The following is a 13228-nucleotide window of genomic DNA, read 5'->3' on the forward strand; positions in this document are numbered from 1 at the left end:
AAGTGCGAAGCGGTTTTCGGACGGCATCATGCTCGGATCTGATCCAGGTCGTTCGACCTGAAATCATCCAGCTCTAGGCGACCTTGACCAGGTCCGGCTCAAAGCCCTCGAAGGTCATCTGGTCGGCATATTTGAAGGTGAGGTCGACCGCCGGCTGGTCGTGCACGGTCCAGGTGATGACCGGCATCTTGAGCTTTTCGCGCACGAAGCTGACGAACGGGTTCGGCAGATCGCCGGCGGCGTAAGAGGTGAAGGCGAGGTTGTGCGCCAGCATGGCAAAATGCGCCTCGATCAGCTGGTCGTCCTTGCCGTAGGCGGTGAGCCCGCCGGGAATGCCCGGCGCCTCCTTGGCGAAGTCGCGGATCAGCCAATGGTCAAACGACATGATCGCCACCTTGCCAGTGTAGCGCTTGAGCAGCCTGCCGACGCTCGCGACCAATCCTTTGTCGTGGCCGGGAACACCTTTCAGCTCGACCACCAGCGGCACGCGTCCGTCGATCAGGTCGAGCCCCTCCTGCAACGTCGGCACATGATCTTTCGTGCCGCCCACCTTGAGCGCGGTGAGCTCGGCCGCGGTGCGTTGCCAGACGAAGCCATCCTCGCCTGTCAGTCGTTTCAGGTCGCAGTCGTGGATGATGACGGGAACGCCGTCGGACGAGATATGCACGTCGCATTCGATCGCGTAACCGCGGTCGGCTGCCGCGGCGAAGGCCGACAGAGTGTTCTCCCAGCGTGTCTTGTTCATGTCGTGGAAGCCGCGATGCGCGACGGGGCGGGCAATCAACCAGGAAAGGTCGGTCATGTCAGGCTCGTTTTACTCGACTTCGAAGATCGCTTCGATCTCGACCGCGGCATTGAGCGGGAGCGACGCAGTGCCGACGGCGGAGCGAGCGTGCTTGCCACGTTCGCCGAGGACCGCGACGAGGAAGTCGGAGGCGCCGTTGGCGACCAGATGCTGCTCGACGAAGTCCGGCGCCGAGGCGACGAAGACCGTGATCTTGACCAGCCGGCGGATTTTTTCGAGATCGCCAAGTGCTGCCTTGGCCTGCGCCAGGATGTTGATGGCGCAGAATTTTGCGCCCTCCTTGCCGGCGGCGGTATCGATGTCGCGGCCAAGCAGCCCGCTTGCCTGCAGCTTGCCGTCCTTCAGCGGCAGCTGCCCGGCGGTGAAGAGGGTGTTGCCGGTCCGGCAGTAGGGCACGTAGTTGGCGGCCGGCGCTGCTGCGGCCGGAATGGCAACGCCGAGATCGCTTAGCCGCTTTTCGATTGTTTCGCTCATTGGTTTTCCCTATTGCTGGAAGGCGCCGCGTTGGCGGGGCCGAAATTGCTATTTTTGCCTCGCTTCCGCCACGACTTTTTTTAAGCTGGACCATCTTTCCCTGCGGCCTGCCATCGGCCGCGACGATCGGAGCACTGCATGCGCTTGACGCGCCTTTTCCTTTCCACCGCTCTCGTGTCGGCGGCCATCCCGATGGCTCCGGCCCTTGCCGTGCCCGCGCTGCAGGCGCACCGCGCCGTCTATGATCTCACCCTCAACAAGGCGTCCGACCGCTCCGGCATCACGGGCATCTCCGGCCGCATGGTCTATGAGTTCAACGGCTCTCCCTGCGAGGGCTATACGGTGAAGTTCCGTTTCGTCACGCAGATCGTCACCAGCGAGAACACTAGGCTGACCGACCAGCAGACGACGACGTTTGAGGACGCAGAAGGCAAGACCTTCTCCTTCGTGACGAAGTCCTTCGTCGACCAGAACCTCGACAAGGAAGTCAAGGGTATGGCGACCAGGGAGCCGAAGGGCCTCAAAGTCAACATCGACAAGCCCGAGAAGAACACGCTCGAGCTCGCCGCCACGCAGTTCCCCACCCAGCACCTCGTGGAGCTGATCGGCAAGGCCGAGAAGGGAGAGAACTTCTATCAGACCAATCTGTTCGACGGCTCCGAGGATGCCAATAAGGTAATGACGACCACCGTCGTCGTCGGCAAAAGAGCCGACGCCGACAAGGCGGACCCGGAAGCGCCGGCGCTCGCCGAGCTTGCCACCGACAAATACTGGCCGGTCGACATCGCCTATTTCGACGACACCGACAAAAGCGGCGAAGAGGTGCCGGAGTACCGGATCAGCTTCAAACTGCATGAGAACGGCATCACGCGCGACCTCGTCATGGATTATGGCGACTTCTCAATGACCGGCAAATTGGTGAACCTGTCGCTGTTCGATCAGGCCAAGCCCTGTCCGGCCTCGAAATAGCGGCGGGTTAACCGCTACGGCGATCCGTCGCCGAGCCTGACTTGAAGACGCCGCAATCCCGTTCCAGCATCCCGTAGGCATTTCGGGGGAAAAGCTTGGGCAGGATCGACGTGTTCGTGGCGCCGCGACCCAATCCGGCGCTGATCAAGGTGATGACGATCGTCAACCGCATCGTCATGTTGCGAGGGGTTCCCGGCTTCCGCGACCTGTTGCCGTTCAATCGGCTCGCCGGCCTGCGCGGCGTCGCCAATATCCGTCACATCGACTTTCCCGTCGCCGACCAGCAGAAGCTGCACGCCTGCTGCGGCGAAGGCCAAGCGACGTTCATCACGCCCAACCATCCGGAATTCTTCACCGACTGGATGATCGACAAGGAGATCGTCTCGCGCGTCAGCCCGCTTGCCGCCTCATGGGCAACACATGGGGTGGTGAACGGGCTCGGTCGGCTGATGCAGAAATTCTGGCTGGCCAACAATCTGATCGCGCAGATTCCCGGCAACAGCGAAGCCGCCAAGGCGCATTCGGTCGATTGGGCGCTGAAAGGCCATGGCGTGCTGCTTCATCCGGAAGGCAGCGTCGGCTGGCACGGCAACCATGTCGCGCCGCTGCTTCCCGGCGCGGTGGAGATGGGGCTGGCGGCGCTGAAGCGCGGGCGCGAAACCAACAAGGATTTCAAGGTCTGGGTGGCTCCTGTTGTCTGGAAGCTCGCCTTCATCGGCAATGTCGAGCGGCCGCTCGCCAGGGAATGCGCCTATGTCGAGAAAAAGCTGAAAATGGAAAGTGTTGCAGCCGGCTCCCTGCCGGAGCGCGTCTACAGCATCTATTCAGGCCTGCTCTCCCTCGACGAGCAGGCCTGCGGCCTGACCGCAGAGGCGGGCGCTTCCTTTGCCAGCCGCCAGCAAAGGGTGCTGGCCGAGCTTGGCCTGCGGCTCGCCGATGCCGTTGCGGCCGAACCCGACCTCGATTTGGCCGAGTTGCTGCGGCGTTCACGCCGCTGGCTGCGCGAGGGCAAGGCTGATGCGGATGAGCAAAAACGCGTGCGAAAACTGGCGGAAACGATCCAGCGCGTCCAGCGCGTCGGCTCCTGGGCCTTCGCCAATCAGACGATAACCCAGGAGGAGATCGCCGAGCATCTGAAGCGCATCCGCAACGACTATTGCAAAGGCGCTTTGCGCGATTCGATCAACCGCTTCATTCCGCAGCCCGCCGGGCCGCGCTGCGCTCACATCCGCGTGCCCGAGCCGTTGGCGCTTCATGCATATGATGGTTCGGTCGAAGAGGCGCTCGCCGTGCTGCGCTCAAGGATGCAGGAAGCGGTGTCGAGAATCGTGACCGAACTTGAAGCCGCCGGCGGCTTCATTTCCTATCCGAATCCCTTTTATCATCGCTGACTTCGCGTCGGCCCGGGATGATTGTGAGCGGGCCGCCGATGTCGGTTGGAGTGCTGCAAGCTCGATGGCTGTCTATGTCGATGCGGCGATCTGGAAATGGGCCGGCCATCGCTGGTGCCATCTGCTCGCCGACGACACCGACGAGCTCCACCGCTTTGCCGCCGATCTCGGCCTCAAGGGCTCGTCCTATCAGGGGCCGCCGAAGACTTCGGCGCCGCATTACGATATCACCGGCTTTGAGCGCGACCGCGCCGTGCGGCTTGGCGCGGTCGAATGCAGTCGCGAGGAGATTGTCGCCGTCTTCCGCCGCGTCAGAGTACCGAACGGCAAGACCCGACGCTGACGGAGTTTTGATGCATGTCGTTGTCCCAGAACCGCCGAACACTTCTGGACGACATGCATAAGTGCGCGGATCGCCGCAGGTGAGGGCGTTTTCCGGTAGCTCGCTTGCGTTTACGAGACTTCCCCTCTATATGCCCGCTCATTCCACACACGGACTTTGGTGTCTGCCCGGGAGAAATCCGGCTGAAACCTCCGGTGGCATCAGGACATAAGTCCGAAATGCCTGTGTCCGTGGAGGCCAACCGGAAAGGAACTAAGGAATGGCTCTGCCTGATTTCAGCATGCGCCAGCTTCTGGAAGCTGGTGTTCACTTCGGCCACCAGACCCACCGCTGGAACCCGAAGATGGCGCCCTACATCTATGGCGCCCGCAACAACATCCACATCATCGACCTGTCGCAGACGGTGCCGCTGCTGCACCAGGCCCTGAAGCAGGTTTCCGACACCGTCGCCAAGGGCGGCCGTGTGCTGTTCGTCGGCACCAAGCGCCAGGCTTCGGACATCGTCGCCGACGCCGCGCAGCGTTCGGCCCAGTATTATGTCAACTCGCGTTGGCTGGGCGGCATGCTGACCAACTGGAAGACGATCTCGAATTCGATCCAACGCCTGCGCAAGCTCGACGAGACGCTGGCCGGCGAGGCCCAGGGCCTCACCAAGAAGGAGCGCCTCAACCTCGACCGTGAGCGCGAGAAGCTCAACAAGGCGCTGGGCGGCATCAAGGACATGGGCTCGACGCCGGACCTGATGTTCGTCATCGACACCAACAAGGAGGCGATCGCCATCCTCGAGGCTAAGCGCCTCGGCATCCCGGTCGTCGCCATCATCGATTCCAACTGCGACCCGGACAAAATCGACTTCCCGATCCCCGGCAATGACGACGCGGCCCGCGCGATCCAGCTTTATTGCGACCTGATCGCCAAGGCTGCGATCGACGGCATCGCCCGGCAGCAGGGCGCGCTCGGCATGGACATCGGCGCGTCGGCCGAGGCTCCGGTCGAACCGGCGCTCGACACTCCGGCCACTGAAGCTCCGGAAGCTTGAAAAACGAAGGCCGGCTTCGGCCTTCATCTTTCCAATAAGTTGGCGCGTTAAAGCGCTTTTGCCGGGCGCATCATCGGGATTCGATGGTGCGTCGGCGCTTTTGAAACAAAGAGGCGACAATGAGCATTTCGGCTGCACAGGTCAAAGAACTCCGCGACTTGACCGGCGCGGGCATGATGGACTGCAAGGCGGCGTTGAACGAAACCAACGGCGACATGGAAGCGGCCGTCGACTGGCTGCGCAAGAAGGGCATCTCCAAGGCCGACAAGAAGGCCGGCCGCACCGCGGCGGAAGGCCTGATCGGCGTCGATTCCGGTGTTCGCGAAGCCGCGGTCGTCGAGGTGAACTCCGAGACCGACTTCGTCGCGCGCAACTCCGCCTTCCAGGAAATCGTCGCCAACGTCGCCAAGGTGGCGCTCGCCTATGGCACGACCGAAGCAGTTGCCGCGGCCAAGTATCCGGGCTCCGACAAGTCAGTCACCGACACCATCAAGGACGCGGTCGGCACCATCGGCGAGAACATGGGCTTCCGCCGCTCGGCCAAGCTCACTGTCCCGCATGGCGCGGTGGCGACCTATGTCCACAATGCCGTCGCGGATGGCCTCGGCAAGCTCGGCGTGCTGGTCGCGATCGAGACCACCGGCAATGAGCATGCGGCGAACGCCTTCGGCCGCCAGGTCGCCATGCATGTCGCCGCGACCAACCCGGTTGCGCTGACTGCCGAGGAAGTCGACCCGGCCCTGATCGAGCGCGAGAAGGCGATCTTCTCCGACCAGGCCCGCCAGTCCGGCAAGCCGGAAGCGATCATCGAGAAGATGGTCGAGGGCCGGCTGCGTAAGTTCTATGAAGAGGTCGTGCTCCTGAAGCAGGCCTTCGTGCTCAATCCCGACATCACCGTCGAGAAGGCGCTGAAGGATGCCGAGAAGGAGATCGGCGCTCCGGCGAAGATCACCGCCTATCTGCGTTACGCGCTGGGCGAGGGCATCGAGAAGGAAGCGACCAATTTCGCGGCGGAAGTCGCGGCCGCGGTCAAGAAATAGCCCGAAGCAAAAGTAAGGCTACAGAGCTCAGGCAACTCGGCCGGGTGTCCGCATGGATGCCCGGCCGATCTCTTGAGCGGTATCGATAAAGGCTCTGAGCTTCGGCGCCATCGATGCCCTGCGCGGGAAATAGAGGAACAGGCCCGGCTCCTCGATCGCCGTCTTCGGCAGGATCTGAACCAGACGACCCGCGGCGAGATCGGCGCGCACCAGCGGCTCGAATACGTAGGCGAGCCCGACGCCAGCAAGCGCAAGATCGATCGCCGCAAGCGAATCTGTGACGATGGCCGTGCCGCGCGTCTCGACCACGACATCCGTGCCGTTTTCGTTCAGATCCCAACGATAGAGCCCGCCGGAGCGGACAAGCCGGTAGCCGATGCAATTGTGCCTCGCCAGGTCGGCTACGTCGCGCGGCCGGCCGTGCTTTCCGATATAGCCGGGCGAGGCGACAACCACTGCCTTGACGGGAGGCGTAAGCCGCACGGTGATCATATCCTGTGCGATCATCTCGCCCAGCCTGATGCCGGCATCGAAACCCTCGCCGACGATATCGACCAGGGCCTGGTCGGCGAAGACCTCGACCGTCACCTCCGGATAGCGTTCGGCCATGGCCGCGATCACCGGCGTGACCGCCAGGGGGATCGCGATATTGGACGCATTGATCCTGAGCAGGCCGGAGGGCCTGCCCTTGATGCCGCGGATGCGGTCGATGCGCTCGGAGATGTCCTGCAGGGCAGGGGCCGCGGTCTCCACCAGCGCCTTGCCGGCTTCGGTCAGCGAAACGCTGCGCGTGGTGCGCGCAAACAGCGGCTGGCCGATGCGCTCCTCCACCAGCCGCACCGCATGACTGACCGCCGACGGACTCATGCCGAGTTCGGCCGCGGCAAGCGCGAAGCCGCCGCGCCGAGCCACGGCGACGATCACCGGCAGATGCGTCAGCAGATCTCGATCCATTCATGAATAATATCGCATAGTCCTTGCGAACAATGCAATCTTATCGATGCCGCCAAGCTGGTCCACATTGGCGCCAACACACGGGCGGTGGGGCCGATGCGCAAGGAGAAAAAACATGAATGCTTTGAGACATGCGACCTTCGCGGCAGGACTGGCACTGGCGCCCGTCGATGCCGGCGGAGCCGAACCAATGGGCTGGCAAACGCTCGCCGACGAGCGCGCCGTCATCCGCATCGCGGATGCCATTGACCGCGCCGTCGATGCGCAGGATTGGAAACTCGCCCGCAGCTTCTTCGCCGACCGGGTTACCGCGGACTTCAGCAGCCTTTCCGGACAGCCCGCGGCCAGGGTCGCCTCCGACGATCTGATCGGCGCCTGGGCTGCCAATCTCAAAGGCAGCAAGACGAGCCTGCACCTGCGGACCAACCACCAGGTCGAAATAGAGGCCGATACGGCGACCGTCCGTTCCAACGGCTATGCCTGGAACAGGATGGAAGGCAATGGCGATCCGCTCTGGGAGGTCTGGGGCACCTATGAGCATCGCCTGAGCCGATCGGGTCAAGGCTGGAAGGTGGACGGCTTCACGTTCCGCATGACGCATGAGCGCGGCAATCCCTGGGTGAAAGCGACGCCTGGCCAATAAGCCCATACCAAACACGATCGGAACACGTCATGAGCATGAACTATTACACGCTCGGCAATAGCGGCCTGCGCGTCAGCCGGCTGGCGCTGGGCACCATGACCTTCGGCACCGAATGGGGCTGGGGTGCTGACAGGGAAACCTCCCGCGCCATGTTCGACGCCTATGTCGAGGCTGGCGGCAATTTCTTCGACACGGCCGACCTCTACACCGGCGGGACGGCAGAGACCTGGCTCGGCGAATTCGTCGCCGAGCGCGGCTTGCGCGACAAGGCGGTGATCGCCACCAAATTCACGATGAACAAGGAACCCGGCAATCCGAATGCCGGCGGCAATGGCCGAAAGAACATCATGCGCGCGGTGGACGCTTCGCTGAAGCGGCTCGGAACCGACTATATCGATCTTTACCTCATGCATGTCTGGGACAGGCTCACGCCGGCCGAGGAGGTGTTGCGCACGCTGGACGATTTGGTGCGTGCCGGCAAAGTACGCCATATCGGTCTTTCTGACGTGCCGGCCTGGTATGCCGGGCGGGCGCAGGCGATCGCCGAACTGCGCGGCTATGAGCCGGTCTCGGCCCTGCAGCTCGAATATTCGCTCGTCGAGCGCTCGATCGAACATGAATTCGCGCCTTTCGCCTCGCGTCACGGCGCCGGCATCATGGCGTGGAGCCCGCTGGCCAGCGGCCTGCTAAGCGGCAAATACCGCCCGGCGCAAGCCGGCAATGCCGGCCGGCTCGACGGGTTCCGCAACACCACGCATCCGGGTTTCCAGAAATTCAGCGAACGCAATTGGGCGATCGTTACGGAACTCGAGAAGGTGGCTTCCGAACTCGACCGAAGCATGGCGCAGGTGGCGCTGAACTGGGTTGCGGCGCAGCCGGGTGTGGCCACCGTCATCCTCGGCGCGACGAAACTTGCCCAGTTGCAGGACAATCTGCGGGCGCTCGACTTTTCAATCCCTGCCGAACTTCGCAAGCGGCTCGATTCGGTGAGCCTTGCGCCCGCGCCGTTCCCGCATTCCTTTTTTGGACCCGAGATTCAGGTCAGGGTGGCCGGCGGTGTCGTGACCGGCGACAAGCCGTCCGGCTATTCGCTGCCGGTCCTGATCGAAGGCGAGGCGGTCAGCATCAGCAGCAACTGATCGGAAAAGCCTGGAATTTTGAGCGAGGGCGCGGCGTGACATCGCCGCGCCCTTCGTGTATCGGGTCGAACCATCGTGCCAGCGCCGCCAGGCGAAGCGGGGCGCCTTCGCCTCCAGATTTGCCCGCGCCGAGATTTTTCGAGGAACCAGATGACGGTGAAGCCCCTCTATCGACGTGTCTTGCTGAAAGCTTCGGGCGAAGCCTTGATGGGGGAACAGCATTTCGGCATCGACGTCTCGGTCGTCGACCGTATCGCAGCCGACATTGCCGAGGCGCGGGCGCTTGGCGTCGAAGTCGGAGTCGTGATCGGCGGCGGCAACATCTTCCGCGGCGTGGCCGTCGCCTCCAAGGGCGGCGACCGCGTCACCGGCGATCACATGGGCATGCTCGCCACCGTCATCAACTCGCTGGCGCTGCGCACCTCGCTGAACAAAATCGGCGTCGACGCCGTGGTGCTTTCGGCCATTGCCATGCCGGAACTCTGCGAAAGTTTTTCACAGCGCCAGGCGACCGCCTATATGAATCAAGGCAAGGTGGTGATCTTTGCCGGCGGCACCGGCAATCCGTTCTTCACCACCGATTCGGCCGCAGCGCTGCGCGCCGCCGAGATCGGCGCCGACGCGCTGTTCAAGGGCACGCAGGTCGACGGCGTCTATTCGGCCGACCCGAAGAAGGATCCGGATGCGGTGCGCTTCGACCGCATAAGTCATGCCGAAGTCATCAAACGCGGGCTTACGATTATGGATACGGCCGCGATTGCACTTGCGCGTGAAAACAACATTCCGATAATCGTCTATTCGATCCACGAAAAAGGTGGTTTCGGCGAAATTCTAAGAGGCGGCGGCCGTTGCACGATCGTCGCGGACAATTGACTGGGGCCGAAGACGGCTGAATGATCGCCGGTCCGGTCGAGACTAGAAGACAAGCATTGAACCCGGCGAACGGGTCGAGGAGATGATCATGAGTGGCGAGTACGACGATCTCAAGCGGCGCATGGACGGGGCGATCGCGGCCTTCAAGCACGATCTCGCTTCGCTGCGCACCGGCCGCGCTTCCAGCAACCTGCTCGACGCCGTGCAGGTCCATGCCTATGGCACGACGATGCCCATCAATCAGGTGGCCAACGTCACGGTTCCGGAGCCGCGGATGATTTCGGTATCGGTTTGGGACAAATCGATGGTGAGCGCCGTCGACCGCGCTATCCGCGAGGCCAATCTTGGCTTCAATCCGATCGTCGACGGCACCAATCTGAGGATTCCTTTGCCCGAACTCAACGAGCAGCGCCGCAAGGAACTGGTCAAGATCTCGCACGGCTATGCGGAGAACGCCCGCGTCGCGGTTCGCCATGTCCGTCGCGACGGCATGGATTTCCTCAAAAAGGCGGAAAAGGACGGCACGATCAGCGAAGACGATCATCGCAAGCGCTCCGACCAGGTTCAGAAGCTGACCGATGAGATGATCAGCACCATCGATCACCTGCTTTCCGATAAGGAAGCTGAAATCATGCAGATTTAGGGTCGGTTTCTCACCGGCTCGAAAGCGAGACCATGACAACCCCCGCGCATGTCGCGATCATCATGGACGGAAACGGACGCTGGGCAAAGGCGCGCGGCATGCCGAGGCTCGCCGGCCACCGCGCCGGCGTCGAAGCCTTGCGCAAGACGGTGCGCGCCGCGCCAGAGCTCGGCATCTCCTATCTGACGGTCTACGCCTTCTCCTCTGAAAACTGGTCGCGGCCGAAGTCCGAGGTCAGCGACCTGATGGGCCTCCTGAAGCTCTTCATCCGCCGGGATCTCGCCGAGCTGCACCAAAACGGCGTGCGGGTGAGGGTGATCGGCGACAGGGAAGGGCTGCAGCCGGACATCAGAGGCCTGCTGCAGGAGGCCGAATCGCTGACCGCGGGCAATGAGGCGCTGACCCTGGTCATCGCCTTCAACTATGGCGGGCGCGACGAGATCGTGCGCACCGCGCGCAAGCTCGCCGATGCCGTGGCTCGCGGCGAAATGACAACCGACGCCATCACGATGGAGAGCTTTGCCGGCGCGCTCGACACCGAGGGCATTCCCGATCCGGACCTCGTGATCCGCACCAGCGGCGAGCTCAGGCTGTCGAACTTCCTCTTGTGGCAGGCCGCCTACAGCGAGCTCGTCTTCCTGCCTTGCTACTGGCCGGACTTCAGCCGGGAGCACCTGGCCGACGCCCTGCGCGACTTTGCCGGCCGCGAACGCCGTTTCGGCGGGCTCGCCGCCCGCGACGTCGCCTTGTAGCGCGGAATCGATGAGCAATCTCCAGCAGCGTGTCATCTCGGCCATCGTGATGGCAGCCGTCACACTTGCGCTCACCTGGCTCGGCGGGCTGCCGTTCCGCCTGTTCTGTGCGGCGATCGCGGCGTTGATCTTCTACGAATGGACGCGCATGTCGCGCCCTGAGAACGGTGCGACGCTCGGCTTTCTGCCGGAAGCGCTGATTCTGGTCTTCATCGGCGCGCTGATCGCCGGCCTGCCGGCACTTTGGCTGCTGCTTCTGGTCGCAGCCATCACTGCTATCGTCGCTGTTGCCGCGCGGCTGCGGGGAGCAGCGCAGTGGGAGGCCTCGGGGCTGGCATACGCGTCGTTGTCCGGCTTGTCGCTTGCCTATCTGCGCGGGGACAGCCACTCAGGATTGATCGCCATCCTCTTCCTGTTCGCGGTCGTCTGGGCGACCGACATAGCGGCCTATTTCGTCGGCCGCGCGGTCGGCGGCCCGAAGCTTGCGCCGTCAATCTCGCCCGGCAAGACGCAGAGCGGCGCGCTTGGCGGCGCTGTCGGCGGCATCGCTGCCGGATTGGTGCTGGCAATCGCGGCCGGGGCCGGCAATCTCACTATGCTTGGCCTCGTCGCCTTGGCGCTCTCGATCGTCTCGCAGATCGGCGATCTGTTCGAATCCTGGGTCAAGCGCCGGCACGGCTGCAAGGATTCGAGCAATCTCATTCCCGGCCATGGCGGCGTCATGGACAGGGTGGACGGGCTTGTCGCGGCTGCGTTCGCCCTGTACGTCATCGGTTGGATTGCGGCGGGCGCCGACCATCCGGCAATGGGGCTGTTTCCGAACTGACTGGCGTCGCCAATGGGCGAAAACGACGCGTGCCAGGGATTCGCCCGGATTGATGCCACAGTCGCGGCGGACTGTCGCGCTGGGCGAATTTTGAGGGCATGACTTGAACGAGATTCTTCACGCGCTCTTCAGCACGCAAGGCTTTGTCCTCGGCACCCTTGTGCCGTTCCTGTTCGTGCTCACCGTCGTGGTGTTCGTGCATGAGATGGGCCACTACCTCATCGGCCGCTGGTGCGGCATAGGCGTCAAGGCTTTTGCCATCGGCTTCGGCCCGGAGCTCTTCGGTTTCAACGACCGCCACGGCACGCGCTGGAAGCTTTGCGCCATTCCGCTTGGCGGCTACGTCAAATTCGTTGGCGACATGAACGCGACATCGAGTCAGCCGAGCACCGAAGAGCTCGAATCGCTGAGCGAGGCCGAGCGCGAGGTCGCCTTCCACACCCAGCCGATCTGGAAACGCGCGGCGACCGTCGTCGCCGGGCCGCTGTTCAATTTCCTGCTGACGATCGCCGTGTTCGCGGTGCTGTTTTCGCTCTATGGCCGCCCGGTGATGGAGCCGATGGTGGCCGAAGTCAGCGCCGGCAGCCCGGCGGCGCGGGCGGGCATTCAGCCCGGCGATCGATTCGTCAGAGTCGACGGCAACAAGGTGGAGACCTTCGCCGACGTTCAACGCCTGGTTTCGGGCCGCGCCGGCGACGCCATCACCTTCACCATGTTGCGCGACGGCAAGGAAATCACCGTCACCGCGACGCCGGAACCGATGGAGCAGCAGGATGCGCTGGGCAACAAGGTCAAGGTCGCGATCATCGGCGTGGCCAACAATGCGGAGCTCGGGCAGCCGCGACTGGTCTCCTACACGCCCGCGGGCGCGCTGGCGGCGGCTGTCGAGGAAACCGGGCATGTGATCGAGCGCACCGGGCAATTTCTGCAACGTTTCGTCGTCGGGCGCGAGGACAAATGCCAACTCGGCGGCCCGATCAAGATCGCGAAAATGTCGGGTCAGGCGGCCAAACTCGGTTTCGAATGGCTGGTGCAGCTTGTTGCATTCCTGTCAGTCGGGATAGGGATTCTCAATCTGCTACCGATTCCCCCTCTCGACGGCGGCCACCTCTTGTTCTACGGCGTGGAGGCCGTCATAAGGCGGCCCGTGTCGGAGCGGATGATGGAGATGGCCTACCGGACCGGTCTCCTTCTGGTGCTCGGATTTATGGGTTTCGTTTTTTGGAATGATCTGTTTGGGTGCTGAAATCATGAAGGAATTTGGCTTCGGCCCCATCCGTATTGAGACGCCGTTTACCATGCGTGGGGATATGCGTGACACGAAAGCCACGCAACAG

At 63.1% G+C, this 13228-nt stretch carries 14 protein-coding genes and 1 pseudogene; 12 read left to right on the forward strand and 3 right to left on the reverse strand.

Annotated features, from left to right (window positions below):
* Positions 1 to 73 precede the first annotated feature (73 nt).
* Together P9217_RS22045 and P9217_RS22050 are read right to left on the reverse strand one after the other, a co-directional pair.
* Complete coding sequence (locus P9217_RS22045) at positions 74 to 802, reverse strand: glycerophosphodiester phosphodiesterase (RefSeq protein ID WP_278087512.1); 729 nt, start codon at positions 800 to 802, stop codon at positions 74 to 76.
* 12 nt (positions 803 to 814) lie between these two features.
* Complete coding sequence (locus P9217_RS22050; RefSeq protein WP_066992618.1) at positions 815 to 1279, reverse strand: RidA family protein; 465 nt, start codon at positions 1277 to 1279, stop codon at positions 815 to 817.
* A gap of 138 nt (positions 1280 to 1417) precedes the next feature.
* On the opposite strand from P9217_RS22050, the gene P9217_RS22055 reads away from it, so the two are divergent.
* The 5 genes from P9217_RS22055 to tsf all read left to right on the forward strand — a co-directional run bounded on the left by P9217_RS22055 (position 1418) and on the right by tsf (position 6061).
* On the forward strand, positions 1418 to 2248 hold the full coding sequence (locus P9217_RS22055; protein ID WP_127242192.1) for a cell envelope integrity EipB family protein: 831 nt from the start codon (positions 1418 to 1420) through the stop codon (positions 2246 to 2248).
* 95 nt (positions 2249 to 2343) lie between these two features.
* Positions 2344 to 3639 (forward strand): hypothetical protein, encoded by a 1296-nt coding sequence (locus P9217_RS22060; protein ID WP_095800768.1) that lies wholly within the window; start codon positions 2344 to 2346, stop codon positions 3637 to 3639.
* Positions 3640 to 3703: 64 nt separating this feature from the next.
* Positions 3704 to 3982 (forward strand): DUF4031 domain-containing protein, encoded by a 279-nt coding sequence (locus tag P9217_RS22065; RefSeq protein ID WP_095800767.1) that lies wholly within the window; start codon positions 3704 to 3706, stop codon positions 3980 to 3982.
* Positions 3983 to 4241: 259 nt separating this feature from the next.
* On the forward strand, positions 4242 to 5021 hold the full coding sequence (gene rpsB, locus P9217_RS22070; RefSeq protein ID WP_059188654.1) for a 30S ribosomal protein S2: 780 nt from the start codon (positions 4242 to 4244) through the stop codon (positions 5019 to 5021).
* 119 nt (positions 5022 to 5140) lie between these two features.
* Positions 5141 to 6061, forward strand: coding sequence for a translation elongation factor Ts (tsf, locus tag P9217_RS22075; protein WP_278087513.1), 921 nt, complete (start codon positions 5141 to 5143; stop codon positions 6059 to 6061).
* Between the two features lie 27 nt (positions 6062 to 6088).
* On the opposite strand, the gene P9217_RS22080 is transcribed toward tsf, so the two are convergent.
* Entirely contained in the window at positions 6089 to 7015 is a 927-nt protein-coding gene (locus P9217_RS22080) for a LysR family transcriptional regulator (RefSeq protein ID WP_278087514.1), read from the reverse strand.
* Between the two features lie 115 nt (positions 7016 to 7130).
* Here P9217_RS22080 and P9217_RS22085 point away from each other — a divergent pair, with 115 nt between their 5' ends.
* From P9217_RS22085 to rseP, 7 genes and pseudogenes are all read left to right on the forward strand, one after another.
* Positions 7131 to 7658 (forward strand): nuclear transport factor 2 family protein, encoded by a 528-nt coding sequence (locus P9217_RS22085; RefSeq protein WP_278087515.1) that lies wholly within the window; start codon positions 7131 to 7133, stop codon positions 7656 to 7658.
* 29 nt (positions 7659 to 7687) lie between these two features.
* A complete protein-coding gene (locus P9217_RS22090; RefSeq protein ID WP_067319885.1) occupies positions 7688 to 8797 on the forward strand; it encodes an aldo/keto reductase in 1110 nt (369 codons plus the stop codon).
* 150 nt (positions 8798 to 8947) lie between these two features.
* On the forward strand, positions 8948 to 9670 hold the full coding sequence (pyrH, locus tag P9217_RS22095; protein ID WP_067319888.1) for a UMP kinase: 723 nt from the start codon (positions 8948 to 8950) through the stop codon (positions 9668 to 9670).
* Between the two features lie 88 nt (positions 9671 to 9758).
* Positions 9759 to 10313, forward strand: a complete 555-nt coding sequence (frr, locus tag P9217_RS22100) for a ribosome recycling factor (protein ID WP_278087516.1) — start codon at positions 9759 to 9761, stop codon at positions 10311 to 10313.
* Between the two features lie 20 nt (positions 10314 to 10333).
* Positions 10334 to 11065: pseudogene (locus P9217_RS22105) on the forward strand (isoprenyl transferase); the annotation flags it as partial.
* A gap of 10 nt (positions 11066 to 11075) precedes the next feature.
* Positions 11076 to 11891: a phosphatidate cytidylyltransferase gene (locus P9217_RS22110; RefSeq protein ID WP_278087517.1), complete on the forward strand. Its 816-nt coding sequence runs from the start codon at positions 11076 to 11078 to the stop codon at positions 11889 to 11891.
* A 103-nt stretch (positions 11892 to 11994) separates the two neighbouring features.
* Positions 11995 to 13137, forward strand: a complete 1143-nt coding sequence (rseP, locus tag P9217_RS22115; RefSeq protein WP_278087518.1) for an RIP metalloprotease RseP — start codon at positions 11995 to 11997, stop codon at positions 13135 to 13137.
* The last annotated feature ends 91 nt before the right edge of the window (positions 13138 to 13228 follow it).

Source organism: Mesorhizobium sp. WSM4989 (genome assembly GCF_029625795.1).
Taxonomy (GTDB): domain Bacteria; phylum Pseudomonadota; class Alphaproteobacteria; order Rhizobiales; family Rhizobiaceae; genus Mesorhizobium.